The sequence below is a fragment of the Hydrogenophaga sp. BPS33 genome (assembly GCF_009859475.1).
Classification (GTDB): Bacteria; Pseudomonadota; Gammaproteobacteria; order Burkholderiales; family Burkholderiaceae_C; genus Hydrogenophaga.
On sequence record NZ_CP044549.1, the window covers coordinates 2,510,565 to 2,535,963 of the forward strand.

Consider the following 25,399-nt stretch of genomic DNA (forward strand, 5'->3'; position numbering starts at 1 on the left):
CGGACGAACCCCGCGCGATGAGCGCGTAGCAAAGGAGACCCGATGAAGCATCGTCACGAAGATCACCCCACGTCCATCGACCGGCGCACCTTTGTGGGCGCCTCGATGGCGGCCGTTGCCGGCTTGCTGGCACCGCAGGCCATGGCCCAGCAAGCCTTTCCTTCCGGCCCCATCAAACTGATCCTGCACACGCCACCGGGTGGGGGGAACGACGCCATGGCGCGGCTGTTCTCGCTCAAGATGCAGGAGAGCTGGGGGCAGCCGGTGGTGGTGGAAAACCGCACGGGTGGCAACGGTTCCATCGCCACCCAGGCGTTGATCAAGTCGCCGGCCGATGGGCACACGATGATGGTCAACATGAGTGCGCTGCTGTCGCAACTTGTCGTGACAGAACGCCCCGGCTACAAGCTGAGCGACCTCGTGCCCGTCAGCTGGATCTGCGACATCCCGATCGCCATCGGTGTGCGCAGCGGCCTGGGCGTCGATTCGCTGAAAGACCTGATCGCCCTGGCCAAGTCCAGCCCGGGCAAGTTGTCCTATGCCACCGCCGGCCCCGCCAGCTCGCCCAACTTCGTGGGTGAACTGCTCAAGGCCGAAACGGGCACGTCGATCGTTCACATACCGTATCGGGGCGATGCGCCTGCCGTCCTCGACACCGTGGCCGGTCAGGTGGACATCGTGCTGGGTGCTTTGGGCACCATGTCCCAGTACCCCGACAAGATCAAGGTGCTGGCCACGGCCGGGTCGGGTCGCTTCCCCACGTACCCCAAGGTGCCCACGCTCACGGAACTGGGCTATCCCGCAGTCGACATGCCCGGGTGGGCGGGTCTGTTTGCCCCGGTGGGCACGCCACCCGCTGTGGTGCAGCGTTGGGCTGCCGAGATCGAGCGCCTGGTGAAGTTGCCCGACGTGTCGCGCCGCATGCTGGAGTTCGGCTTCCTGCCGGTGGGCCAAGGTCCCGAACGCTTCGCCGCGATGATGAAGGACCACCTGGCTCGTTTCGAGCGGGTGGTCGCACAAGGTCGCATCAAGGTGGGCTGAGGCGTGCAAGCACAAGCGCTGCTTTCGTTCAACCTGGGCATCGTGCCGGGCGTGACGGCGATGTTCGATGCCCCAACGCTGCCGCAGCGGCTGGACGCTGCGCGCGCCAGTGGCTTTACCGGCGTGGAAGGAGCGATACCCGCAGACCCTGTGGCGATGCGGCGTTTGCTGGACGAGCGAGGCATGCACTTTGTGTGTTTGTCGTTTGCACGCGGGCGCACGGAACAAGGCGAGCTGGGGATCGCCGCCTTGCCCGATCGAGGCGAGGCGTTCCAGGCGTCCTTGAGCGATGTGCTGGACGCTGCCGAGGTGTTGGGCTGTTCCATGGTCCACCCTGTGGCGGGGCTGGTGTCTGAGGCTGCGCGCGTCGAAGCGGCTTCGGCCTACCTCGATCGCCTGCACCTGGCCTGCGAGCAAGCGAGCCTGGCGGGTGTGAACGTGATCATCGAACCGATCTGCGCAGCGCGCCAGCCCGCGTTCTTTCTGCAAACCCAGGCGCAAGCGCTGGGCGTCTTGCAGGCGGTCAATGCCCCGAACCTTCGGATCATGGCCGACATGTTCCATGCCGGTCTATCGGGGGAATCGACCAGCAAACTCGCCCGAAAGCACCCTGGCGCCATTGGTTTGCTTCAGGTGTCGGACGTGCCACACCGCCGCCAGCCCGATCCCGCGGACCCTGAACTGCAAGCCACGCTGCAGGCGCTGGCTGCGCACGGGTGGAACGGTTGGATCTCGGGTGAGTACGTGCCGGAAGGCGATCTCCAGGCCTCGCTGGCGTGGACACGCCTGCTCCATGAGTACGGGGTTGGGCTGCGGCCGCAGGCCGCAGTCGATCCGCTTTTTTGAATCTATGTGAAGGAGTTCAGCCATGCTGTCGAAAGAAGAAAACGAAAAACTGTGCCACGTCTCACCCGGCACGCCCATGGGGGATGTGTTCCGGCGTTTCTGGAACCCGTTCCTGATGTCCTCGGAGTTGCCGCACCCCGGTTGCGATCCGGTGCGTATCACGCTGCTGGGCGAGGAACTGGTGGCGTTTCGCGATGCCTCAGGCCAGCTCGGTCTGCTGGAGGAAGGCTGCCTGCACCGCGGTGCTTCGCTGGCACTGGGCCGGTTGGAGGAGGGCGGCGTGCGCTGCATCTACCACGGCTGGAAGTTCGATTTCTCCGGCCGCTTGCTGGAGACGCCCAACCACCTCGACCCGCGCGTGCGCGACCGGTTGCGTGCCGTGGCCTACCCCGTGCGCGAAGCGGGTGGTCTGATCTGGGCCTACATGGGACCACCCGAGCACCAACCCGCGTTTCCGGATTGGCACTTCATGGACCTGCCCGTGGAGAACCTGCGCGTCACGCGCGTCGAGGCCGAGGTCAACTACATGCAACAGCTCGAAGGCGGTGCGGACACGACGCACGTCGGCATCTTGCACACCAACGATGCGCGTCCAGGCTGGATGGAAGAGAAATTCGTCGCCACTGTTGACGAGACAAACCCCGCCGCGCTGGCCTCGGACGACCTGGCACCGGCCATGGAGTTCGAAACGACCGAATTCGGCTTTCGCTACGCCTCCCTTCGCAAGCTGCGTGGGGACACGCCGCAGCGCAACGTGCGCATCGTGCCGATTGCCATGCCGTCCACGCGTGTCATTCCGTCACCGATGGTGCAGTTCGTGGTGTTCGAGGTGCCCATGACCGACACGCGCACCGCCACGATCGGCATCACCTACCGCCTCGACGGCAAGCAGGTCGATGGACACAAGCTCGACGAGATGGGGGGGAGGCACGATCCCAAACTCTTCAACCCGGCCAATAACCACTACGTCGGCACCTGGGCGAACCGTTTCGGCCAGGACCGCCAGCGCATGAAGGACGACTGGAGTGGCATTCGCGGCATCGTGGCGGAAGACCTGGCGATCGCCATGTCGCAGGGCCCGATCGTCAACCGCGCGAAGGAGCATCTGGTGGCGGCCGACATGGCGCTGGTCAAGGCGCGCAAGCAGCTGCTCGACTCGGCGGACCGGGTGCGCAACGGCGGGACCCCGATCGGCGTGAACGCCGATTTCCGGCAGGTTCTCGCGTGCGATCAGACGGTGGCGCAGGGGACCGAGTGGAAATCCCTGCTTCCTCTGACGTCGGCGGCCGTCGCGTGAGCGCGCCCTTCGACGACACGGCGGCGCCCGACTACGCAGGTCTGCTGCGCCTGGACGGGCGCGGCTTCGTCGTGCTCGGCGCAGGCCAGGGTATTGGCCGGCAGGTGGCGTTGGCGCTGGGGCAATTGGGGGGCGAGGTGCTTTGTGTGGACCGGGACATCGAGCATGCCCAGCGCGTGGCCGGGCAAGTCGGCGGCGTGGCGGTGGCGGCCGATGTGACGCAGCGAGGCGAACTCGAGCGCGTGTTCGCGCATGCCGCCGAACGGTTGTCTCGGCCCTACGGGGTGGTCGACATCGTGGGCATGGCCGCCATCCAACGCTTGCTGGACACCGGCGACGACACGTATGAGCAACAGCATGCGCTGGTCTTTCGCCACGTCTTTCTGGCCCTGCAATTGGGCGGGCGCATGCTCGCTGCCCGTGGTGAAGGTGCGATGGTCGTGGTCGGCTCGCTGTCGGGGTTGACGGCTGTGGAAGGCCAGGCCCTGTACGGCGCCTTCAAGGCCGGCGTTCACCATCTGGTGCGTGGCGCGGCCGCGGAATTCGGGGCGTCGGGGGTGCGCGTGAACACCGTCGCGCCAGGGGCGACCAAGACGCCGCGCCTGGTTGCCACGCTGGGCCCGGACTGGCGCCGTGTCAGCGATGCGCTGCCGCTGCGCCGCGTTGCCGACCCCCATGAGATTGCCTCGGTCATCGCGTTTCTCTGCAGCGACATGGCCGTTCACATGACCGGCCAGACCCTGGCGGTGGACGGCGGCGCCAGCGTGGCGTCGTCTCGTCCGCCTCTCATTCCCACGTTCACCCCTTCGAACCTCAAATGGCCATAAGGAGACCATCAATATGAAAACCCAACTTCACCGCCGCGCCTTGCTTCTCGCCGCCCCGTGCATGACCTTCGGCCTGGCGGGCGCATGGGCCCAGGCGCCCTGGCCTCAGCGACCGGTCACCATCGTGGTGCCGACGCCGGCGGGTGGCCCGGCCGACGTGGTCGCCCGCATCGTGGCGCAGAAACTTCAGGATCGGCTGGGTCAGGCGGTCCTGGTGGACAACAAACCCGGTGCGGGTGGCTTGCTGGGGGTCGAACTCGTGGCCCGCGCACGGCCCGATGGCTACACCATCGCGATGCCCAGCTCCTCCGTGATCCTGTCCACGGCCATCGATCCCAAGGCGGTGCGTTTTGACATCCGCACGGACTTCGAACTGCTCACCACCGCGGGCAAGATTCCGCTGGTCATGTCGGCCAACAACGCAATGCCGTTTTCGAACTTCCGTGAGTTTGTGTCCTACGCCAAGGCGAATCCCGGCAAGCTGTCTGTGGGCGTGACGCCCGGGCTGGCCACCACCGCGCACGTGCTGATGGAACGCATCAAGCTGGAGATGGGCATTGACATCGTTCCCGTCGCGTACAAGGGCAGCGGTCCGGCGACGATCGCCGTGAGCACCGGTGAAGTGCAGGTGATCATGGACAACATCTCGGGCTCGGGTGCGTTCATTCAGGCGGGCAAGATCAAGCCCATCGCGATCATGACGCCGCAGCGCAATCCCAACTATCCGCAGGTGTTGAGCATTGCCGAGCAAGGCCATCCGGGGCTCGCGGTGGAGACCTGGAACGGCTTTGTCGTGCCCAAGGGAGTGCCGAAGGAGGTGGTGCAGCTGCTGCAGCGCGAGCTCATGGCGGTGATGAACGATCCGGAGATGGTGGCGAAGCTGCGCTCCCTGGGGCAAGACCCGGGTGGTCAGACCCCGGAGGAGTTCGCCGCCATCATGCGCAATGGGCTCGAGATGTGGACACGCGTCATCCGGCAGGCCAACCTGAAGCTGACGCAGTGATCGGCAGGTGGGCCCGCTACGCCACGTAGGCCACGATCTCGATCTTCATGCCCGGTACCACCAGGGCCACCCCCGCGCTCGACCGGTTCGGCCAAGGCGCCCGGAAGAACTCGCGGTAGACCGCGTCGATGGCCGGCATGTCGGCCACGTCGGTCATGTAGATCAGAACCTGTGCCACGTCGTCCATCGTCCTGCCGGCACGCTCCACCGCGCGCCGCAGGTTGGCGAACGTCAGGCGCGCCTGCTCTTCGATGGTGCCGGTGGTGTCCACGCTGCCATCTTCGCGCACCGGCCCGTGCGCGGTGTAGAGCACACCGCCGGCACGGACCATCCACGAAAAAGGTTGCTGGAAGTCGGGCAGGCCGACGTCGATCACTTCTCTCATGGAGGTCCGACGATCAGTCGGCCATGATCCCGGTTTCCCGGATCACCTTGCCGTAGCGTTCGTTGTGGTACTGGTTGATCTTGGCCAGGGCCGCCGGCTCACCGCCGACGGGAATCAGCGCCATGGTCTGCATGCGCGCCTGCACGTCGGGCATCTTGAGGATGTCGTTCAGGTGGCCGTTGAGCGTGCGAACCACGTCGGCGGGCATGCCCTTGGGGCCGAAGAAGCCTTGCCAGGCACCCACTTCCGCGTCCTTCACGCCGGCCTCGGCCAGCGTGGGCACGTTGGGCGCCAGCGACGAGCGCTGCGGGTCCGCCACGGCCACGTTCACCAGCTTGCCCTGGCTGATGTATTGCGCCACCGGACCGAGCGTGGTGTACATCATGGGGATGTGGCCGGCCACGAGATCGACGATGGCCGGGCCGCTGCCACGGTAGGGCACTTGCGCCAGCTTGGTGCCGGCCGACCGGTTGACCATCTCGCCCAGGATGTGCATGGGCGAACCGCTGCCGGGGCTGGCGTAGTTGGCGACCTTGCCGCTCTTGGCGGCGGCCACCACGTCCTTCACCGTGTTCAGGCCCGAGCCTGCGTGGGTGATGAGAAAGAGCGATTGCGTGCCGGCCAGCAGGATCGGCGTGAAGTCGGTGAGCGGGTTGTAGACCGCGCCCGTGCCGGGCTTGAGCACCAGCGGTGCGGTGGCGAAGGTGTTGGGTGTGAAGAGCAGGGTATAGCCATCGGGCGCGGCCTTGGCCACGTAGGAATTGCCGATGGTGCCGCTGGCGCCGGTCTTGTTCTCCACCACCACCGGCTGGCCGACGCGGGCCTGCAGCTTCTCGGCAAAGCTGCGCGCCAGCGCGTCGGTGTCGCCACCGGGCGGGAACGACACGACCAGGGTGATGGTCTTGCTGGGGTAGGCCTGGGCCAGGGCAGCGCCGCCGGGCAGGGCGAGCGCGGCTGCGGCAGTCATGGTGGCGAGCATCAGCTTGCGTCGATCGATCATGTTTTTGTCTCCGGTGGTGGTGGTTGTGGTCTGACAGGAAAACGATCAGGAGGCACGCGGTGCTAGAACACGCCGTTGAACGAGCCGCCGTCGATGAGGATGTTCTGGCCGTTGATGTAGCCGGCGTGCACGCTGCACAGGTAGGCGCAGGTGTGGCCGAGCTCGCTCGGTTGGCCCGGGCGGTGCGCGGGGTGCTTGGCAAAGCGGGCGCTGCGCACTTCTTCGGGTGTCTTGCCTTCGCGCTGCGCCTGCGCGGCGAAGTTGCTGGCCAGTCGCGCGGTGTCGAAGGCGCCGGGCAGGAGGTTGTTGATGGTCACGCCGCGCGCCACCGTGCTGCGCGCCAGGCTGGCGACGAAGCCGGTGAGGCCGCTGCGCGCGCCGGTGGACAGGCCCAGGCCGTCCACGGGCGATTTCACCGCGCTGGAGGTGAGGTTGATGATGCGGCCGAAGCCGCGCGCCATCATGCCGTCCACCGTGGCCTTGATGAGTTCGATCGGCGCGAGCATGTTGGCGTCGATGGCCTTGTGCCAGGTCTCGCGGTCCCATTGGCGGAAGTCGCCGGGCGCGGGGCCGCCGGCGTTGGTGATGAGGATGTCGAACGCGGGGTGCGCGGCGAAGATGCGCGCGCGGCCTTCATCGGCGGTCACGTCGGCGGCGATCCAGTCGACCCGGCCCGCGCCGTGCGCGGCCAGGCGTTCGGCCGCTTCGCGCAGCGGCCCTTCGGTGCGCGCGGCGATCACCACGTGCACACCGTCTTTCACCAGCGCTTCGGCGCAGGCATAGCCCAGCCCCGAACTCGCGCCGCACACCAGTGCTTTCTTGCCAGCAATGCCCAGATCCATGGTGGTTCAGCTTTCGTTTGAGAGGGGGATGGTTTCGCGCAGATCGGTGTCCAGGCGCGCCCAGGCGTCGATCTCCACGTGCAGTTCTGGAAACACCAGAGCCTTCACGGCCACCAGCGTGGAGCAGGGCGTGTGCGCGCCGAAGAAGTCGCGCCTGGCGCGGCCCACTTCGTCCTTGTCGGCGATGTCGGTCAGGTAGACCACGGTCTTCGTGATGTTGTGCTTGTGCCCGCCGGCCGCGCTGACCAGTGCTTCGAGCTTCTTCAGCACCACCATGGCCTGGTCGTACGCGCCGAGCGCTTCACCGCGTTCGGCGGCCTGGCGCGTGGCGGGGTGGCCGGTCATGCCCGACATCACCACTTCCTGGCCGATGCGGTAGCCGTTGGTCCAACTGGCGGTGGGCAGGTCCGGCACCTGCGGGCACTGGAGTTTTTCGGCGATCGCCATCACTGGCCTCCCGCGCGCACGCGTTCGATGATGCGCTCGCGCACCGGCACGAAGTCGTAGGTGGGATAGACCTCGGTCTGGAACACGCCCCAGGCGGAGCGCTCCAGTTCGAGGTTCACGCGGCCCAGGAGGTGCGCAGGCACCTCCAGCGTGACGATCTGGCCCAGGCCCATGGCCACGGTCCACGAGACGACGCGCGTGCCTTCCACCGGGAAACGGTCCCACCACCCGCTGGCCTTGAGCTTGGCCTGCACGTCGTCCAGCGTGAGCCCCGGGTGGTGCTTGAGCACCAGGGTGAGCAAGACGTTGGGGTTATCGGTCGCGGCAGGTTGGCCCATGGCGGTATCACTCCACGGTGATGTTGCGGTCCTTGATGACCTTCGCCCAACGCGCGGTCTCGTCGCGGATGTGCTTGTCGAAGGCGGTGGTCTTGATGTCCCACGAGGTCAGGCCCTGGCCCTTGAGCTGTTCCTGCACGGCGGGCTGGGCCAGGATCTCGGCCGCATCCTTGGCCAGTTGCGCCGCCACGTCGGCCGGCGTGCCGGCAGGCGCGAGCAGGCCGTACCACGAGGGCACCACGACGCCGGGCACGCCCGATTCGGCCAGGGTCGGGATCTCGGGCGCGGTGGGCGTGCGTGCGCTGTCCGTCAGGGCCAGTGCCACGAGCTTGCCGCTGCGGATGTGCGGCAGCACGGTGGGCAGGTTGCTGAAGGTCAGCGGCACCACGCCACCGAGCACGTCGTTGATGGCGGGCGGCGTGCCCTTGTAGGCAATGTGCAGGATGTCCACGTTCGCCTGCGACTTGAAGAGCTCGCCGGCCAGGTGCAGGCCGCTGCCCACGCCGGGCGAGGCGTACGACAGGGTGTTGGGCTTGGCCTTGGCCTGCGCGATCAGATCGGCCACGGTCTTGATGCCGGTCTTGGGGCTGGTGACGATCACGTTGGGCGTCTTCGCCAGCATGGCCACGGGCACGAAGTCCTTCTGGATGTCGAAGGGGAACTTGGGCATCAGCGTGGGGTTGATGGTGAGGTTGCCGGCCGGGATCACCAGCAGCGTGTGGCCATCGGCCTTGGCGCGCTTGACGCGCTCCATGCCGATGTTGCCAGCGGCACCCGGTGCGTTGTCCACCACGGCGAGTTGGCTGTAGCGCTTGCCCAGGCCATCGGCCAGCACGCGCGCGAGCGTGTCGATGGGGCCACCTGGCGGGAAGGGGGCGATCAGCGTGAACTTGTCCGAGGCCAGCTGCTTCTCGGCGGTGGTCTGCGCGTGGGCCACAGTGGTGCCCAGCAGGGCGAACAGCGAAGTGAAGGCGATCAGGGTGCGGCGGTGGTGCGTCATGTGAAAACTCTCAAGGATTCAAAAGTGGGTGAGGATGGCCAGGGTCATTCCATCGTGATGTTGCGGGCCTTGATCACCTTGGCCCAGCGCGCGGTTTCCTCGCGGATGTAGGCGTCGAAGGCCGAGGTCTTCAGGTCCCACTCGGTCATGCCTTGCGACTTGAAGAACTCGCGGAACTGCGGCTGGGCCAGGATGGCGTCCACGTCCTTGGCCAGCTGTGCCACCACATCGCTGGGCGTGCCGGCCGGCGCCATCAGGCCGTACCACGAGGGCACCACCACGCCAGGCACACCTTGCTCGGCCATGGTGGGAATGTTCGGGGCGTGCGGCGAGCGTTTGCTGTCGGTCAGGCCCAGCGCCACCAGCCGGCCGCTTTCGATGTGCGGCAGCATGGTGGGCAGGTTGCCCACCATCAGCGGCACCGTGCCGGCCAGCAAATCGTTGATGGCCGGGGTCGATCCCTTGTAGGCCACGTGCTGGATGTCGATGCCGGCCTGGTCCTTGAACAGCTCGCCGGCGATGTGCAGGCCACTGCCCATGCCACTGGAAGCGAAGAAGAGTTCGCCCGGCTTCTGCTTGGCCGTCTTGATCACGTCGGCCACGGTCTTGAAGCCCGACTTGGGGTTGGCCATCAGCACGTTGGGCGTGGTCGCCAGCATGGTCACGGCGACGAAGTCCTTCTGCACGTCGAAGGGAAACTTGGGCATCAGCGTGGGGTTGATGGTGAGGTTGCCCGCAGGGATGACAAGCAGCGTGTGGCCATCGGCCTTGGACCGCTTGACCTTGCCCATGCCGATGGTGCCCGCGCCACCGGGCACGTTGTCGACCACGGCCACCTGGTTGTAGCGTTTGGCCAGGCCGTCGGCCAGCATGCGCGAGAGCGAGTCGAGCGCGCCGCCGGCCGGAAAGGGCGTGACCACGGTGAACCGGTCGGACGAGAGCTGCTTTTCAGCGGCGTTCTGCGCGTGAGCGGTGCCCATGAGGGCGAACATCGAGGCGAGGGCGAGGAGGGTGCGACGGCTGGTCATGGCTTGAACAAAATGAGATGAGAAAAAAAGAAAAGATGTCGCACCGAATGGAATCCGGCAGATGCCGGACCTTGTCTCCTGTTGTGTGCAGCGACGCGGATGGGTTGAGCAAGACTCAGGCCGTGGCCCAGGGCATGGGCGCTTCGTTCAGGCCCCAGTAGAAGCTCTTCTGGCTGGTGTATTCGAGGATGCCCAGGCGGCCCTTCTCCTGGCCGTAGCCGCTCATCTTCACGCCGGTGAAGGGCGTGCTGATAGAGAAGACCTTGTAGGTGTTGATCCAGACCGTGCCGGTCTGCAGCGCGCGCCCGATGCGCCAGGCGCTCTTGAAGTCGCGCGTCCAGATGCCCGAGGCCAGGCCGAACATGTTGTCGTTGCACTGCGCGATCAGGTCGGCCTCGTCCTTCCACGGCAGCAGCGCCAGCACCGGGCCGAAGATCTCTTCCTGGCACATGCGCGCGCTGTTGGGCAGGCCTTCGAAGATGGTGGGCAGGTAGTAGCTGCCGCCGTCGTAGAAGCCGCCGCTGGGACGCTCGCCACCGCAGAGCACGGTGCCGCCTTCGTCGCGGCCCAGTTGCACGTACTTCTCCACCGAGGCGCGGTGGCCCAGGTTGACCAGCGGGCCCATCTGCGTCTCTTCCTTCGACGGGTCGCCCACGCGCAGGCGTTTGACGCCTTCGAGCAGGCGCGCCTTGAACTCGTTGTAGACGCTCTCGTGCACGAAGGCGCGCGAGCCGGCGATGCAGGACTCGCCCGAGGAGCTGAAGATGCCGTAGAGCACACCGGCCACGGCGTGGTCCAGGTCCGCGTCGGGCATGACGATGGTGGGCGACTTGCCGCCGAGCTCCAGCGAGGTCGGCATGAGCTTCTCGGCCGCCAGACGCTGGATGCCCATGCCCACGGTGGTGCCACCGGTGAAGGCGATGCGCTTGATGAGGGGATGCTTGACCAGCGCATCGCCGACGATGCTGCCCTTGCCCGGCAGCACGCTGATGATGCCGTCGGGCACGCCGGCCTGCTGCGCGATTTTGGCGAGTTCAAGCGCCATGCGCGGCGTGATCTCGGCGGGCTTGAAGACCATGGCGCAGCCGGCGGCAAGCGCCGGGGCGAGCTTCTGCGCTTCGCTGGCGATGGGGCTGTTCCAGGGCGTGATGGCGCCGACCACGCCCAGCGGCTCGTTCACGCTCATGCTGAGGAAGTCGCCGCGCGAAGGGGTGATGGTGTCTTCCCAGGTTTCGGCGGCGGCGCCGAAGAACTGGAAGGTGCCGGCGGCGCTGGCGACCAGGGCGCGGCATTCCTTGATGGGCTTGCCGTTGTCCAGGCGTTGCAGCTGGGCGAGGTCTTCGCTGCGCTCGCGGATGCCGCCCGCGATGCGGTAGAGGATGGCGGCGCGTTCGTGGTGCTTGAGCTTGGCCCAGGCGGGTTGCTGGCGCGCGCGCTCGGCCGCTTGCACAGCCTCGTCCACATCGGCGGCGGTGGCCGCGTGCAGGCGGGCCACGGCGCTGCCGTCGTGCGGGTATTCGGTGGTGTATTCGGGGCCGCTGGCATCGCGCCATTGGCCGGCGATGAAGCTCTTGAGTTGGTCGGTCATATGGTCACCGAGGAAGTGCGGTTGTGCAGGAAGCGCAGTGCCGAGAGCACGGTGAGCGCTGAAGTTTTCGGGTTGTCGGCCAGCGGCTTGCCGCGCATGGTGATGTGCATCTCGCCGAAGGCGCCGCGCACGTCGATCTCGTGGACGTTCTCGGTCACGGTCGGGTCGGCGATCAGGCGCACGCGCGTCGCGTCCAGGCCCAGGCCGGCGAGCGAGACGGTGGCGGCCACGTTGGCATTCTTCGGGTACAGATGCGCGGCCTCGCGCGCCGTGGCTTCCAGGATCACGGTGGGCTCGGTGATCGCGTCCAGGTTCGTCACCTGCTCGGCCGGGCTGCCGCGCCAGCCTTGGGGCGGTTTGCGGCCGATGTAGGTCACGCTGTCCAGGCCAGCGAGGCGCGCCGAGGCGATCGCGTCGATGCCGCCAATGGCGCCGGCCAGCAGGTGCACGCGCGTGCCGCCGCGCTGCGCGGCGTCGGCCAGCTTCTCGGGCAGGCCGTCTTCGGACAGCGCACCCACCGAGAGCACCGCGCATTCGATGCCGCGTTCCAATGCCGGCAGCACGTGGCAGGCCAGCGCGCCATGGCCCGCGGCCTCCAGCAGCAGCGTGGTCTCGGGCGGCACGGCGCTGCAGACGGTCAAGCCATCGCCGACCTGTGCCTGCGTTTCGGCCACCTTGGCTTCGGACACCACCACGTGCGTGATGCGCACGCTGGGGTGCCCGGCCATGCGCGCGATCAGCGTGCGGCCGATGGCACCATGGCCGATGAGCGTGACGCGTTGGATGGCGCTCATGGACGTGGCCTGGTGGTGCGCGCTGGCCAGGGGAAGGCCGCTCATACTTCTTCTTCCTTTTCCTTCTTCTTCGGCGGGCCGGCGAACTTCACCGCGAAGGGGCCCCAGGCGTTCATGTCCACTTCCACCACCACCGGGCCGTTGGCCGGGGCCAGGGCTTTCTTCAGCGTGTCCTGGGCCGCGGCGGGGTCGGTCAGCTTGAAATGCGGCACCTGCAGGCTGGCGCAGAGCTGCGCGAAGTCGGGCGTGTGCAGTTCCACGTAGGCGTGGCGGCTGCCGTAGATGTCGTCCTGGATGTTCTTGATCACGCCGTAACGCTGGTCGTTCATGACGATGAAGACCACGTTGGCTTTTTCCTGCGCGGCGCAGGCGAGTTCGCCCACGTTGAGCATGAAGCCGCCGTCGCCGCACAGCGAGACCGTGCGCCGGCCCAGCGCGTGCTCGGTGTCGGCCACCGCCGCACCCACGCCCATGGCCAGGCCCTGGCCGATGCCGCCGCCCAGGGCGTGCACGCCGGCGCGCGGGTGGTCCAGCACCGGCGCGCGGTTGCCCCACATGCTGTTGGAGAGCGTGATGTCGCGCACCCACCAGAGGTCTTTGCCCACCACTTCGCCGAGCGCTTTCTTGAGCTTGGCGTACTGGCCCAGGGTGCCGTCCACCAAGGTGGCGGCTTCGGCGCGCGCGCGCTTCACGTCGGCAGCGAGCGCGGGGTCGATCTGCATGCGACCTTCCAGGCGGTCGGCCAACGCGTTGAGCGTGATCTCCGCATCGCCGTGCACGAACAGCTCGCTGCTGTAGCCACGGCCGTCGGTGAGCGGGTTGGCGTCGATGCGGTAGCGCGTCTCGGGCAGCCGCAGCTTGTAGTTCAGCGTTTCGTTGCTGCGCAGGCGCGTGCCCACGGCGAGCATGGCGTCCACGGTTTCGTAGAACGTTTCGGCCGGTTTCTGCAGGTTGTACGAGCCCAGCGTGGCGGGGTGGTCTTCGGGCACGATGCCACGGCCTTGCACCGAGGACACCACGGCCCAGCCCATCTTCACCAGGCGCTGCGCGGCGGCGCTGGCGCCGCGCGCGCCACCGCCCAGCCACAGCAGCGGACGCTTGGCGCTGGCCAGCCGTTCGGCCAGCGCATCGACCGCGGCCAGGTTGGGCTGCACGGCGGGCACGGCCAGCGGCGAGAGGTCGGCCGGCAGGTCCATCTTCATCTTCTGCACGTCGATCGGGATCTCGATGCTCACCGGGCCGCAGGGCGGCGTCTGCGCCAGGCGCACGGCTTCGCGCAGCGTGGCCAGTGCGGTCTCGGGGTTGCGGATGCGGAAGGCGTCCTTGCCCACGGCCTTGAGCATGGCCAGTTGCGCCGGGTGCTCGTGGATGTAGCCCAGGTCGCGGTCGAGGAAGGGCGACTCGATCTGGCCGGTGAGGTGCAGCAGCGGCGTGCCGGCGGTGATGGCTTCGACCATGGCGCCGGCCGCGTTGCCGCAGCCCGTGCCGGTGCTGGTGACACAAACGCCCAGGGTGCCGCTGACCCGCGCATATGCGTCGGCCATGTTGCAGGCGCCGGCTTCGCCTCGGGCGGAGACGAAGCGGATCTTCTGACGCGTGTGGAACGCGTCGAGGATCGGCATGTTGTGGATGGAGATCACGCCAAAGGCGGCGCGCACGCCGCACTGCTCCAGGAAGCGCGCGGCAAGTTCACCCACGGTGATGCGTTTGTGTGTCGATGTCATGCGACCTTCTTTTCGGTTGGTTTGTTTTGCCAACTACCACGTTCGGGCAGGTGGCTGATGCGGGCGGTGAGGCGGTCGGCCGCCTCGCGGACTTGGTTGATCAGGACTTCGAGTTCGCCGGGCTGCACCTGCTGCGCCGGCACGGTGATGCTCACGGCAGCGGCCACCTCGCCCCGGTCGTTGAACACGGGGGCGGCAATGGTGGAGATACCGGTTTCGAACCCGCCCTGGCTCACGCCATAGCCGCGTGCGCGGTCGGCGTCGATCAGCACCTTGAGCTGTTCGACGGTGGACGGGGTTTTGGGGGTGTAGCTCGGCAGCTCGGGCTCGGGGTAGAGCTGGCGCAGGCCGTCGAGGTCGAGGTCGCTGAGCAGCAGGCGGCCGAGCACGGTGGCATGGGCCGGCAGGCGCGCGCCGACCTGGATGGAGTGGAAGAGGGCGTTGCGTCCGGCCACCTTGGCGATGAAGACCGCGTCGCGCCCGTCGCGCACCACCACGTGGGCGGAATAGCCGCACGCGTCGCGCAGGGCCTCGATGACCGGGCGGCCGTGCTCGGTGAGCTCCATCGACGCCAGGAATTCGAAGCCCAGGCGCAGCACGGCCAGGCCGAGCTTGTAGTAGGCGCCGTCGCCCACGCGTTCGACGAAACCGCCTTGCTCCAGCGTCTGCAGCATGCGGAACACCGAAGCGCGCGGCAGTTCGAGCCGGCGCGAGATTTCCGCACCGGTGAGCTCGCGCTCGTCGCGGTTGAACAGCATCAGCAGTTGCAGGCCGCGCATGAGCGCGGGCACGGTGTAGCGGTCGTCGGTGGTTTTCTCGGTGGCCATGGTCGGTTCCTTGATCAATGCAGACCCAGCAAGGCGTTGACCGGGCCGGGCGCTTCGAGCGGGCACGCATGGCCCGCGACACCGAGATCATTCCATGCCACGCCAGCGGCCTGCGCCACGGCCTGGCAGGACAGCGGGGTGGTGATGCTGTCGGCGTTGCCGCTGGCCACCGCGATGGGCATGCGCAGCTGCGCCACGTCATCGGCCAGCGTGCCTTGGGCCAGCAGGCGCGCGGCCTGCGTATAGCCGGCGGGAATCACCTGCGACATGCTGTCGCGCACCGCTTCGACCAGATCGGGCGCTGCGCCGGGCGAGAGCATGGCCGCGCCACGGGCTTGTGCCATGCCCTGCGGGCCGAGGCGCTCCAGCGTGGCCAGGCGGTCCTTCAGTTTTTGCTCGCGCACGGCGGGCTCGGCTTTGCCGTAGCCCCCGGCAGGGGAGAGCAACACCAGGCGCTGCACGCGCGAGGGCGCCAGCAGGGCCGCGCGGCCCGCCATCAACGCGCCCAGCGAATGGCCCACCAGGGTGACGGGCGCGCGCGCTTCCAGTGCGTCCAGCCAGGCCCAGACCCGCTGCGCGTAGTCGTCGGTGCAAGGCCATTCGGCCGCCACCGGCGTGCTGCCGCTGTAGCCGGGTGCGTCCCAGGCGACGACGCGCACGGGCTTGCCTTGTGCGGCTTGTGCGGCTTCGAGCTGGCGCACCCAGCTGCCCGAGGCCGAGCCGATGCCGTGCAGCAGCACGTGCGTCACTTCGGTGGCCGAACCCGCTTCGCGGTACGACACGCGCGCGCCGTCCGCCAGCGCGGTGGTGCGCGAGGGGAAGGTTGCGAGGGCTTGAAGAGGTGTCATGTCGATGGAGGAAACGGAGCGAGCGAAGTGCGTTCAATCCAGAAACACCGAGGAACCGGCTTTGCCGGGCCTCAGGTGTTGCCCCCTGGGGGGTGACGGCCCCAGTGGGCCGGCACGGGGGGGACCCAGTTCACCTTTTGATTTTTGCCAGCGGCGAATCCGGTGGGTAGGTCGGCGTGATCGGCTTGGGCGAGCCCAGCATCACGCACATCAGCGCGTCTTCGTCGCCCACGTTGTGCTCTTCGCGGTACACGCCGGGCGGCACCGAGATCAGGTCGCGCTCACCCACGATGGTTTCCCAGCGCTCGCCGTCTTTCTCGCAGACCACCTTCATGGCGCCGCGCATGACGAAGAAGATTTCTTCCACGTCGTAGTGGATGTGCGACGGGCCGATGTTGCCGGCCGGGATCACCATGGTGGAGAAGGTGAAGTGTGCGGCGGGCACGGTGTTGGTGTCCTTGTTCACGCCGGTGCCGCCGGTGCCCACGTAGCGCATCTGCGCGCGGCGGTACTTGGGGTCGTAGTCGGCCTGGAACTTCAGCGCGTCCCAGTCGTAGCTGCGGCTGGCCTTGCGGGCCACGCGCGATTCCATCCATTGCGCGAAGCTCTGGCCTTCGGCGCGCATCATGGTGCGTTGCGTCTCGGCTTCGGACGGGATGTTGGCGTCCATCAGGCCGCGTTCGTTGAACACGGGCGCGTTGGCTGCGGCGGTGGGTTTGTCGATGGTTGCAGTGCTCATGGGTTCTCCTTTTCAGTTCATTGCAAAACCGCCGTTGACCGGCAGCAGCTGACCAGTGATGAAGCCGCTCGCTTGCGTCAGCAAGAACAGCGCGGCGGCGTTGACGTCTTCGGGCACCTGAGGCCGCTGGATGGCGCGGCCCTTGAGGTAGTGTTCGTGCCGCTCCTGCGGCACATAGGCGGTGGCTTCCACCAGCGTGAGGCCGGGGGCGATGGCGTTGACGGTGGTGCCGTCCTCGCCCATCTCGCGCGCCAGCGACTTGGTCATGGCGATCACCGCGCCCTTGCTGGCCACGTAGGCCAACAGGTTGGGCGCGCCCCACAGCGCGGTGTCGGACGCGAGGTTGACCACGCGCCCACCGCCGCTGGCGGCCAGGTGCGCGCGCGCGGCGGCCGTCACCAGCCAGGTGCCGCGCACGTTCACGTCCATCACCAGGTCCCAGGTCTCGGGGCTGAGCTGGTTCATGTTCTTGCCGCCCGAGTTCGTGATGGCGGCGTTGTTGATCAGGCCGTCCAGCCCGCCCAGCCATTGCACGGCGGCGTCCACACCGCTGCGCACGCTGTTCGCGTCGAGCAGGTCCAGCGGCACGTAGTGGGCGTTGGGACCCAGGTCCTTCGCCAGTTGCTGGCCGGCGTCGTGCAGCACGTCGCTGATGACCACGCGCGCGCCGGCCTGTACCAGCGACTGCGCGAAGCCGGCACCCAGGCCGCGCGCCGCGCCGGTGACGAGCACGCGGCGGCCGGTGAGCAGAATTTCGTTGTGGCTCATGGCGTTCATATTCAAGCCACGCGCCGCTCGGCGCTGGGCAGGTAATGCAACACGCGCTTTTCAGCGATGACGACGGCGTAGTAGGCAAAGATGCCGATGACGGTGAGCGCGGCGATCACCACGAAGACCGCAGCGGTGTTGCCCTGTCCCTCGAAGAACGTCAGCAGATAGCCCAGGCCCATGTTGCCGCCCACGAGTTCGCCCACGACCACACCGATCACCGCCAGCGTGCTGGCAATGCGCAGGCCCGAGAACAACGGTGGCAGCGTGGTCGGGAACTCGACCATGCGGAACACCTGCCAGCGCGTGGCCGAGAACGAACGCGCGAGGTTGATCAGATCGTGGTCCATGGTGCGCATGGCCGAGAGCACGTTGATGAGCACCGGGAAGAACACGATCAGCACGGCGACCAGGATCTTGGGCGACATGGTGTAGCCCAGCCACATCACGAACAGCGGCGCGAACGCCACCTTGGGCGCGATCTGCAGCGCCAGCAGATAGGGCGAGAGCACGGCTTCGACCTTGGGTGAGAGGCCCAGCGCATAGCCGATCACGGCGCCCAGCAGCGAACCCAGGATGAAGCCGACCACGACCTCGAAGGCCGTGATGCCCGAGTGCCAGAGAAGACGCTCCGCGCCCCAGATGCGCACCGCCTCTTCCCACACGCGCGAGAACGGCGGCAGCACGAACTCGGGAACGCCGAGCAAGCCCGGGCCGAATTCCCAGGCGGCCATGAACACCACCAGCACGGCCAGGCTCCATAGCGCGGTGCTGAAGCGCTGCAGTAGGTCTTTCATGTTGCGACTTTCTCGGGCGGAATGGGATGGGTGTGGCTTACTTGCCCGTCACGAACTGGTTCGTGTACAGGTCCTTGAGCGGCGTCTCTTTGGGCACCACGCCGTTGGTGACGTAGAACTTCTGCAGTTCGCCCAGGCGCGCTTCGTCCATCAGGCCTGGCACCTTCTGCTTGGCATAGACGTACTGGTTGAACAGCTCGAAGGCCTTCAGGATGCTGGCTTCCTTGCCCTTGTGCACCGGCACGTGGGCCACGTAGGCGGTGGTCGCGGCCTTGGGGTCGGCCATGATGTCCTTCATGCCCTTGAGGGTGGCGCGCACCAGTTTCTGGATGAGCTGCGGGTTCTTGGCGATGGTGTCGTCGGACGCGAGGATGGCCTGCGCCATGCTCTTGAAGTACACGTCGGCGGGCAGGATGTCGACCTGTGCGCCCGCGTCCATGGCGCTCACCGTCCAGTCGGGAACGCCCGCCATGGCCGAGGCCTTCTTGGCCGCGAACTGCTGCCACACTCCGGCCGGTCCTGCGGCCTGAATGTTCACGTCGTTCTTGGTCAGACCGACCTTGCTGAGCATGCCGAGCAGGGCGTAGTAGGTGGTGTCGGTGTAGGCCAGCACGGTCACGGTCTTGCCCTTGAGCTCGCGCGGGCTCTCGATCTTCTCGTCCTTGTGGCTCACGAGCTGGGTGAGCGAACCGGCGCCGAGCACGGCCACGGCCTTGACCGGGATGCCCTGGGCGCGCGCGATGATGGGCGTGTCGCCGATGGCGCCGCCGATGACGGCGTTGCCCGCGCCGACCTGTTTGGCCACGTCCACGCCACCGCGCGCGGTGACGAAGGTGACCTTCAGGCCTTCCTGTTCGTAGTAGCCCTTGGCCTGCGCCAGCATCCAGGGGCCGAAGGCGGGCAGCGTGCCGGGCGCGGGCAGCAGGTAGGTGATCTCCTGCAGTTGTGCGTGGGCAGCCAGGGGCGAGACCAGCGCGGCGGCGGCGAACAGGCTCAGGCAGGCACGGCGGGTTCCGTTGAAAGCGCGGGTCATCTTCATGGCAACTCCAGTGGGCGGGTGAATGTGGAAAGGCAGGTGGGGAAGGGATCAGTGCACGTCGGTCTGCGCGTCGAGCTTGAGCAGGTCCATCAGGCGCGAGACGTAGTCGCCCACGGCGGCATGCTTGCGGCGCGCCATCGGGTTGTCGCGGTTGGGGATGTCCACCACGATTTCTTCGACGATCGTGCCGGGGCGCTCGCTCATCACCAGGATGCGGTCGGACAGCGCGACGGCTTCGGCCAGGTCGTGGGTGATGAAGAGCACCGTTTTCTTGTGCTCGGCCACGGTGCGCGCCAGGTCCTGCTGCAGGATCATCTTGGTCTGCGCGTCCAGCGCGGAGAAAGGCTCGTCCATCAGCAGCACCAGCGGATCGACCGCCAGCGTGCGCGCCATGGCCGCGCGCTGGCGCATGCCACCGGAGAGTTGGTGTGGATAGCTGTTGCCAAAACCCTTGAGGTGGCATTGCAGCAGCAGCTTCTCGGAAATCGCGGCACGGTCGGCGGCCTTCACACCGCGCAACTCCAGGCCGAATTCCACGTTCTGCGAAATCGTGCGCCAGGGCATGAGCAGGTCCTTCTGCAGCATGAAGGCCACGTGCCTGTTCGGACCCGTCACGGGTTCACCATTGACCCTGACCGTGCCGGCCGAAGGTTTGGCCAGGCCCGACCCCATGTTGAGCAGCGTGCTCTTGCCGCAGCCCGAAGGACCGATGAGCGACACCACCTCGCCGGTGCGGATCGACAGCGTCACATCGCGCGCTGCCAGCACTTCGGGGTTCTTGCCCCGGGCGGGAAAGCGCTTGTCCACGCCGATGAATTCGATCGCGGGGTGAGAGCCATGCAAGGTGTCGTTCATATGGGCCTGCAAATCGGTTTGTGCGTTTTGTATATGAAACGCTGATTCATTACGGAATCAATGCTAGGGCCGTTGAAATGCTTTGTCTGCAAATCCCAAGTAAATCCGCGGGGTATTGGGGCGGCGGTTTTTCGTTGGCGGAGTGCCTTGTCCGCCGGTGGGTTTCGTCTATGGCCTAATAGCAGCTTTTGCAATTTCTCTCAGGAACCAGCCATGGGCAACAAAATCGTCACTGAAGCCGACCGCAAAGCCACCCCCCGTCCGACGCCCGTCGCTGGCGCCAGCCTGCAGACACCTGGCCGTGGCCAGCGCGTGAGCCTGGAGCGCGGCGTGGCCACGCGCAGCAAGAAGAACCCGGGCAAGCGCTCGAAGAAGGGCGGCTGAGCCGTCTCGCTTGCCCTTGAGGCCACGCCCCCATGCAAAAGGCCCGCAATCGCGGGCCTTTTGCATGGGGCGCGATGCGCCGATGGCGGTGCATCGGCTCCTACCGCGCTGGGGTGACCTTGCGGACTTTCTGGCTCAAGGTGTCGGCGATGTAGAGCGTGCCGTCGGCAGCGATCGCCACGCCAAACGGTTGAAAAAAACGGGCTTGTGATCCCACGCCATCCGTGCTCCCTGCCACACCCGCCTGGCCGGCCAGCGTGGACACGGCGCCTTGAGGGGTAACCCTGCGCAGCAGGTTGTTGCCGATTTCAACGACATAGACGTTGCCGTCCTCGTCCACCGTCAGGCCACTCGGTGTGTTGAAGGATGCGCCGGCGCCGACCCCATCTGCGGACCCGCTCTGGCCGGAGCCTGCCAGCGTGGTGACGACCCCCTCGGGCGTGATCTTGCGGATGCGGTGGTTGCCGGAGTCTGCGACATACAGGTTGTCGGCCTTGTCGATGGCGATGCCGAAGGCGTTCTGGAACGACGCGGCGGTGCCGGTGCCGTCGGCAAATGCAGGTACGCCCGAGCCGGCCAGGGTGCTGACCTCGCCGTCGGGCATGATCTTGCGCACCACCTGGCCGTCGAGTTCGATCACATAGATCTCGCCCTGGGAGCCCATGGCCACGCCGGCTGGGTTGTTGAGCGAAGCGGCTCTGCCCTTGCCATTTTGCGATTGGGGCGTGCCGTCGCCTGCGAAGGTGGTGACGTCCGCGCCGGGTGTGATCCTGCGGATGAGATTGCCGAAGAACTCGGCGAGATAGAGATTGCCCAGGTTGTCCAACGCGATCCCCCCCAGGCTGGCGAACGAGGCTTTCAGGCCGTTGTCATCCAACGAGCCAGCGAAGCCCCCTCCCGCGAACGTGGTGACGTCGCCATGGATCGAAACCTGGCGCACAAGGCCGGCGACCGAATCCGTCACGAACAGGCCGCCATCGGGCCGAATGACGATGCCCAGGGGGTAGTTGAAAGAAGCGGTGCGGGCATCGCCGTCGTTGGACCGGGCGATCCCGGAGCCCGCCAGGGTCGAGACGCGGGCCGCAGTTGCCGAACACACCACGCTGACCTGTCTCGCGTCGATCATGGCGACGCCGTTGCCTGGGCTGACGGTGCAGGTTTGCCACAGGGGTTGTTGGCCCACTCGGACCTGGTCGGGCAATCCTGCGGTGGAGGCCTTCGAGAAGGCAAACGCGCCATCGGCCTTGAGCGTGAGTTCTTCGCCAGCGTTGTTCTGCAGCACCAACGTGCCTGAGAGCCCGGTCACTGTGCCGCCAAGGGTGTTCGTGGCGCTCGCGCCGTGGCCGCCGCAAGACGCCAGAAACGAGACTGCAAGGGCGATCGCGCCGCTGCGGAGCGCCCAACGCGCGGGGCCAACATTCATCGCGGGGGTGGGTGTTTGGTTCATATAACCCCTATGGGTATTGGTATTTAGGTATCAATCTAAATCTGATGAGAATGGAATTATGAATTCTTTAGATATAAAAATCAATCTTCAACAAAACTGTTAGACAAACTGTCGAGTTTTGTTAGAAGCCTCGACAAATATTGCCTAGGCATGTATATTCCGGCCCATGCCTCGAACTTCCAAACCCGCCCAGTTCTACGACGGGGGCCACCTGCGGCCCGAGGACAGCGTGGGTTACCTGCTCAAGCGCGTCCTGATGTCGATCGTTTACCAGGCCGACAAGCGCCTGTGCCTGCACGACCTCACGACCGCCCAGTGGGCGCCGCTCATGAAATTGCGCATGCAGGGCACGAGCACGGTGGCCGAGCTGGCGCGGTGGTCGCAGATCGACGCTGGCGCGATGACGCGGCTGCTCGATCGCCTGGAAAAAAAAGGTTTGTGCAAACGCGCGCGCTCCACGGAGGACCGCCGCGTGGTCATGGTGGAACTCACGCCCGAGGGCGAGGCCGCCATGGAACACGTGCCTGCGGTGTTCGCCGATGTGATGAACCAGCACCTGGCCGGTTTCACCAAGACCGAATGGACAGCGCTGCTCGGCTACCTGCGCCGCATGCTGGAGACTGGCGAGGCCTTGCGCGGGTCCGAGTGAGGGATGGAGTGAATGTGGTCCGGTACGGCGGACCGATGGCCTTTTTGAATCAATTAATTGCCTAAGCAAATGAAGCCCCATCAAACAACTGACGTCCGTGGCCGTTTTCAGCGACGCGGCATCGCGCTATCGATCGTGGTGGCCGCCTTGGTGGCGGGCTGCGCCAGCAGCGCCGGCATCCAGTCGCAATCGACCGCACTGGAGCCCCAGGCGGTGGGCCTGGCCCCGTCGGGCGTTGGCAGTGGTGCGGCCATGCCCGCGGCCGATTGGTGGCGCACCTGGGGCGACGAGGAACTGGGCCGCGTGATCGAACAGGCGCTGCGCGCGCAACCCTCGCTGGGCGTCGCGCAAGCGCGGCTGCGCCGCGCGCAAGCCGCCACCGCCAGCGAAGAGGCCACCAATGGCTTGCAGGTGAAGGCAAGCGCCGACGCCACGCGCCAACGCTTCAGCGCCAACAGCATCTACCCCGCGCCTCTGGGCGGCTCCATGCAGACCATGGCCAATGCGCAGATCGCCGGCTCGTGGGAGCTCGACTTCTTCGGCAAACACCGTTCGGCCATCGAAGCCGCCCTGGGCGCCGAGCGCGCCGCCGCGGCCGACGTGCAGGCCGCGCGCAACCTGTTGGCAAGCCAAGTGGCGCAGACCTACGTGCAACTGGGCCGCCTGCTGGCGCAGCGCGAAGTGGCGCAGCAAGCCCTGGCGCAGCGCGAGCAGATGCTGGGCCTGATCCGCCAGCGCGTCGATGCCGGCCTGGACACCCGCGTGGAACTCAAGCAAGGCGAGGGCGCGCTGCCCGATGCGCGCGTGCAGATTGAGCAGGTCGACGAACAGATCGCCGCCGCGCGCCACGCGCTGGCCGCGCTCGCGGCCTTGCCGCCACAGAGCTACGACCAGCTCCAGCCGAACCTGCAGGCCCTGCGCAGCCTGCCATTGCCCGCGGTGCTGCCGGCCGATCTGCTGGGACGGCGTGCCGACATCACCGCCGCGCGCTGGCGCATCGAAGCCGCCACCCAAGGCGTGAGCGTGGCCAAGGCGCAGTTCTATCCCAACGTGAGCCTCACGGCCTTCGTGGGCCTGGCCAGCATCGGCCTGGACCGGCTGGTCGATTCGGGCAGCCAGCAATACGGCATCGGTCCGGCGGTCCACCTGCCGCTCTTCGACACCGCTCGCCTGCGCGCCCAACTGCGCGTGCGCACGGCCGACCTGGACGCCGCCGTGGACAGCTACAACGGCGCGGTGCTCGAGGCCGTGCGCGACACGGCCGACCAGCTCAACGCACGCCAATCGCTGGAGCGCCAGCGCGAACAGCAGGCGCAAGCGCGCAGCGCCGCCGAAGCCGCCTACGACATTGCCACGCAGCGCTACCAGGCGGGCCTGAGCAACTACCTCACCGTGCTCACCGCCGAGGCCACGCTGTTCAACCAGCGGCGCCAGACCATCGACCTGCAGGCGCGTGCCCTGTCGACGCAAGTGGCGCTTGTGCGTGCGCTGGGCGGCGGCTTCGCACCCGATGCCGTGCACTGATCCAACTCCATCCCATCCTCCCGCTCACCGCAACCGGAGCCTTCCATGAACGCCACCACCGACAACCCGACACCCCAAGGCAATCCCGCCCGCAAGAAGGCCCTCACCGCCGTGACCGCCGCCGTGCTCGTTGCGGGCCTGGGCTATGGCGCCTACTGGGCGCTGGTGCTCAACCATTTCGAGACCACCGACAACGCCTACGTACAGGGCAACCTTGTGCAGGTCACGCCGCAGGTGGCGGGCACGGTGGTGGCCATCAATGCCAACGACAACGACCACGTGAAGGCTGGCCAGTGGCTGGTGCGCCTGGACCCGACCGACGCGAAGATCGCGCTGGAGCAGGCCGAGGCGCAACTCGCGCAGACGGTGCGCGAAGTGCGCACGCTGTATGCCAACAACCGCACCCAGAGCGCGCAGATTGCGCTGCGCGAAGCCGATCTGCAGCGCGCGCAGAGCGACCTGCAGCGCCTGCAGGACGACGTGAACCGCCGCCAGCCGCTGGTGGCCAGCGGCGCGGTCGGCCAGGAAGAGTTCAAGCACGCCACGGCACAACTGGCCGCTGCCAGGAGCAACGCCGAAGCGGCGCGCGCCGCCGTGGCCGCCGCCCGCGAGCAACTGGCATCGAACCAGTCGCTCACCGAGGGCATCTCGGTCGACCAGCACCCCAACGTGCTGCGCGCCTCTGCCCGCGTGCGCGAAGCCTTCGTGGCGCTCAAGCGCGTGGAATTGCAGGCGCCGGTCGACGGTTATGTGGCCCGGCGCAACGTGCAACTGGGCCAGCGCCTGCAGGCCGGCGCGCCACTGCTGTCGGTGATCGCGCTCGACCAGGTCTGGGTGGACGCGAACTTCAAGGAAAGCCAGTTGAAGAACCTGCGCATCGGCCAACCCGTGGAGCTGACCGCCGACGTGTACGGCTCGAAGGTGGTCTACCACGGTGCCATCGAAGGCCTGGGGGCGGGCACGGGCGCGGCCTTCTCGCTGCTGCCGGCGCAGAACGCGACCGGCAACTGGATCAAGGTGGTGCAGCGCGTGCCGGTGCGCGTGCGCCTGGAAGCCCAGGAACTGGTGGACCACCCGCTGCGCCTGGGCCTGTCGATGGAGGCGCGCGTGGACGTGAGCAAGACCGATGGCCGCATGCTGGCCGATGGCGCCACGCCGCCCGTGGCGACCGAGACCGATGTGTTCGCGCAGGACAACCGCGAGGCCGATGCGCGCGTGCAGCAACTGATCGCGCAGCACAGTGGTGGTGGTCGGGGCACCGTGGCATCGCAACCCAAGGCCTCCAACGCGCCCGCGCCCGCCGCGCTGGCACTGGCCGCCCACTGAAGGCGCGCCGCGCCCGTTCCTCATGAGCAGCCAAGC

The 25,399-nt window shown here is 67.1% G+C and carries 27 protein-coding genes; 9 read left to right on the top strand and 18 right to left on the bottom strand.

Annotated elements, in window-relative coordinates; genetic code table 11:
- The first annotated feature begins 42 nt into the window (after positions 1-42).
- From F9K07_RS11675 to F9K07_RS11695, 5 genes are read left to right on the top strand one after another with little or no spacing between them, the layout of a single operon-like run.
- Entirely contained in the window at positions 43-1,041 is a 999-nt protein-coding gene (locus F9K07_RS11675) for a Bug family tripartite tricarboxylate transporter substrate binding protein (protein ID WP_159593178.1), read from the top strand.
- Positions 1,042-1,044: 3 nt separating this feature from the next.
- Entirely contained in the window at positions 1,045-1,887 is an 843-nt protein-coding gene (locus tag F9K07_RS11680; RefSeq protein WP_159593181.1) for a TIM barrel protein, read from the top strand.
- 22 nt (positions 1,888-1,909) lie between these two features.
- Positions 1,910-3,184 (top strand): Rieske 2Fe-2S domain-containing protein, encoded by a 1,275-nt coding sequence (locus F9K07_RS11685; protein WP_159593184.1) that lies wholly within the window; start codon positions 1,910-1,912, stop codon positions 3,182-3,184.
- Positions 3,181-4,011 carry an SDR family NAD(P)-dependent oxidoreductase gene (locus F9K07_RS11690; protein WP_159593187.1) on the top strand — a complete coding sequence of 277 codons (831 nt, stop codon included), beginning with the start codon at positions 3,181-3,183 and terminating at the stop codon, positions 4,009-4,011. The genes F9K07_RS11685 and F9K07_RS11690 overlap by 4 nt, the downstream gene beginning before the upstream one ends.
- Before the next feature lie 13 nt (positions 4,012-4,024).
- Positions 4,025-5,014, top strand: coding sequence for a Bug family tripartite tricarboxylate transporter substrate binding protein (locus F9K07_RS11695; protein ID WP_159593190.1), 990 nt, complete (start codon positions 4,025-4,027; stop codon positions 5,012-5,014).
- 16 nt (positions 5,015-5,030) lie between these two features.
- Here F9K07_RS11695 and F9K07_RS11700 read toward each other — a convergent pair whose 3' ends face one another.
- The 17 genes from F9K07_RS11700 to F9K07_RS11780 all read right to left on the bottom strand — a co-directional run bounded on the left by F9K07_RS11700 (position 5,031) and on the right by F9K07_RS11780 (position 20,033).
- Positions 5,031-5,399 (bottom strand): RidA family protein, encoded by a 369-nt coding sequence (locus tag F9K07_RS11700; RefSeq protein WP_159593193.1) that lies wholly within the window; start codon positions 5,397-5,399, stop codon positions 5,031-5,033.
- 13 nt (positions 5,400-5,412) lie between these two features.
- Positions 5,413-6,399 (bottom strand): Bug family tripartite tricarboxylate transporter substrate binding protein, encoded by a 987-nt coding sequence (locus F9K07_RS11705; protein WP_159593196.1) that lies wholly within the window; start codon positions 6,397-6,399, stop codon positions 5,413-5,415.
- Between the two features lie 62 nt (positions 6,400-6,461).
- Complete coding sequence (locus F9K07_RS11710; RefSeq protein ID WP_159593199.1) at positions 6,462-7,241, bottom strand: SDR family oxidoreductase; 780 nt, start codon at positions 7,239-7,241, stop codon at positions 6,462-6,464.
- 6 nt (positions 7,242-7,247) lie between these two features.
- Positions 7,248-7,688, bottom strand: coding sequence for a RidA family protein (locus tag F9K07_RS11715; RefSeq protein ID WP_159593202.1), 441 nt, complete (start codon positions 7,686-7,688; stop codon positions 7,248-7,250).
- Positions 7,688-8,026, bottom strand: a complete 339-nt coding sequence (locus F9K07_RS11720) for a hypothetical protein (RefSeq protein ID WP_159593205.1) — start codon at positions 8,024-8,026, stop codon at positions 7,688-7,690. The genes F9K07_RS11715 and F9K07_RS11720 overlap by 1 nt, the downstream gene beginning before the upstream one ends.
- Before the next feature lie 7 nt (positions 8,027-8,033).
- The gene (locus tag F9K07_RS11725) at positions 8,034-9,026 is read right to left on the bottom strand and encodes a Bug family tripartite tricarboxylate transporter substrate binding protein (protein WP_159593208.1); all 993 of its coding nucleotides are present in this window, start codon (positions 9,024-9,026) and stop codon (positions 8,034-8,036) included.
- 44 nt (positions 9,027-9,070) lie between these two features.
- On the bottom strand, positions 9,071-10,054 hold the full coding sequence (locus F9K07_RS11730) for a Bug family tripartite tricarboxylate transporter substrate binding protein (protein ID WP_159593211.1): 984 nt from the start codon (positions 10,052-10,054) through the stop codon (positions 9,071-9,073).
- A gap of 115 nt (positions 10,055-10,169) precedes the next feature.
- Positions 10,170-11,642 carry an aldehyde dehydrogenase gene (locus F9K07_RS11735; RefSeq protein WP_159593214.1) on the bottom strand — a complete coding sequence of 491 codons (1,473 nt, stop codon included), beginning with the start codon at positions 11,640-11,642 and terminating at the stop codon, positions 10,170-10,172.
- Positions 11,639-12,436, bottom strand: coding sequence for an aspartate dehydrogenase (locus F9K07_RS11740; RefSeq protein WP_159596905.1), 798 nt, complete (start codon positions 12,434-12,436; stop codon positions 11,639-11,641). The genes F9K07_RS11735 and F9K07_RS11740 overlap by 4 nt, the downstream gene beginning before the upstream one ends.
- A 41-nt stretch (positions 12,437-12,477) precedes the next feature.
- The gene (locus F9K07_RS11745; RefSeq protein ID WP_159593217.1) at positions 12,478-14,160 is read right to left on the bottom strand and encodes a thiamine pyrophosphate-binding protein; all 1,683 of its coding nucleotides are present in this window, start codon (positions 14,158-14,160) and stop codon (positions 12,478-12,480) included.
- Complete coding sequence (locus F9K07_RS11750; RefSeq protein ID WP_159593220.1) at positions 14,157-14,987, bottom strand: IclR family transcriptional regulator; 831 nt, start codon at positions 14,985-14,987, stop codon at positions 14,157-14,159. Before F9K07_RS11750 ends, F9K07_RS11745 begins: the two co-directional genes overlap by 4 nt.
- Positions 14,988-15,001: 14 nt before the next feature.
- Positions 15,002-15,835: an alpha/beta fold hydrolase gene (locus F9K07_RS11755; RefSeq protein ID WP_159593223.1), complete on the bottom strand. Its 834-nt coding sequence runs from the start codon at positions 15,833-15,835 to the stop codon at positions 15,002-15,004.
- A gap of 130 nt (positions 15,836-15,965) precedes the next feature.
- Complete coding sequence (locus tag F9K07_RS11760) at positions 15,966-16,463, bottom strand: cupin domain-containing protein (protein WP_236582000.1); 498 nt, start codon at positions 16,461-16,463, stop codon at positions 15,966-15,968.
- A gap of 123 nt (positions 16,464-16,586) precedes the next feature.
- The gene (locus F9K07_RS11765; RefSeq protein ID WP_236581912.1) at positions 16,587-17,342 is read right to left on the bottom strand and encodes an SDR family oxidoreductase; all 756 of its coding nucleotides are present in this window, start codon (positions 17,340-17,342) and stop codon (positions 16,587-16,589) included.
- 11 nt (positions 17,343-17,353) lie between these two features.
- The gene (locus tag F9K07_RS11770) at positions 17,354-18,139 is read right to left on the bottom strand and encodes an ABC transporter permease (protein WP_159593226.1); all 786 of its coding nucleotides are present in this window, start codon (positions 18,137-18,139) and stop codon (positions 17,354-17,356) included.
- Between the two features lie 37 nt (positions 18,140-18,176).
- On the bottom strand, positions 18,177-19,172 hold the full coding sequence (locus F9K07_RS11775; protein ID WP_159596908.1) for an ABC transporter substrate-binding protein: 996 nt from the start codon (positions 19,170-19,172) through the stop codon (positions 18,177-18,179).
- 54 nt (positions 19,173-19,226) lie between these two features.
- Entirely contained in the window at positions 19,227-20,033 is an 807-nt protein-coding gene (locus tag F9K07_RS11780) for an ABC transporter ATP-binding protein (protein ID WP_159593229.1), read from the bottom strand.
- A 213-nt stretch (positions 20,034-20,246) separates the two neighbouring features.
- Between F9K07_RS11780 and F9K07_RS31570 the strand changes: the two genes are divergently transcribed.
- Positions 20,247-20,417: a hypothetical protein gene (locus F9K07_RS31570; protein WP_201451547.1), complete on the top strand. Its 171-nt coding sequence runs from the start codon at positions 20,247-20,249 to the stop codon at positions 20,415-20,417.
- A gap of 100 nt (positions 20,418-20,517) precedes the next feature.
- Here the strand turns inward: F9K07_RS31570 and F9K07_RS11785 are convergent, their stop codons facing one another.
- Positions 20,518-21,840, bottom strand: coding sequence for an NHL repeat-containing protein (locus tag F9K07_RS11785; protein WP_159593232.1), 1,323 nt, complete (start codon positions 21,838-21,840; stop codon positions 20,518-20,520).
- A 190-nt stretch (positions 21,841-22,030) separates the two neighbouring features.
- Between F9K07_RS11785 and F9K07_RS11790 the strand changes: the two genes are divergently transcribed.
- The 3 genes from F9K07_RS11790 to F9K07_RS11800 all read left to right on the top strand — a co-directional run bounded on the left by F9K07_RS11790 (position 22,031) and on the right by F9K07_RS11800 (position 25,363).
- Positions 22,031-22,513, top strand: a complete 483-nt coding sequence (locus tag F9K07_RS11790; RefSeq protein WP_159593235.1) for a MarR family winged helix-turn-helix transcriptional regulator — start codon at positions 22,031-22,033, stop codon at positions 22,511-22,513.
- Positions 22,514-22,582: 69 nt separating this feature from the next.
- Positions 22,583-24,037: an efflux transporter outer membrane subunit gene (locus F9K07_RS11795; RefSeq protein WP_159593238.1), complete on the top strand. Its 1,455-nt coding sequence runs from the start codon at positions 22,583-22,585 to the stop codon at positions 24,035-24,037.
- Positions 24,038-24,082: 45 nt separating this feature from the next.
- Entirely contained in the window at positions 24,083-25,363 is a 1,281-nt protein-coding gene (locus tag F9K07_RS11800) for an efflux RND transporter periplasmic adaptor subunit (RefSeq protein WP_159593241.1), read from the top strand.
- The last annotated feature ends 36 nt before the right edge of the window (positions 25,364-25,399 follow it).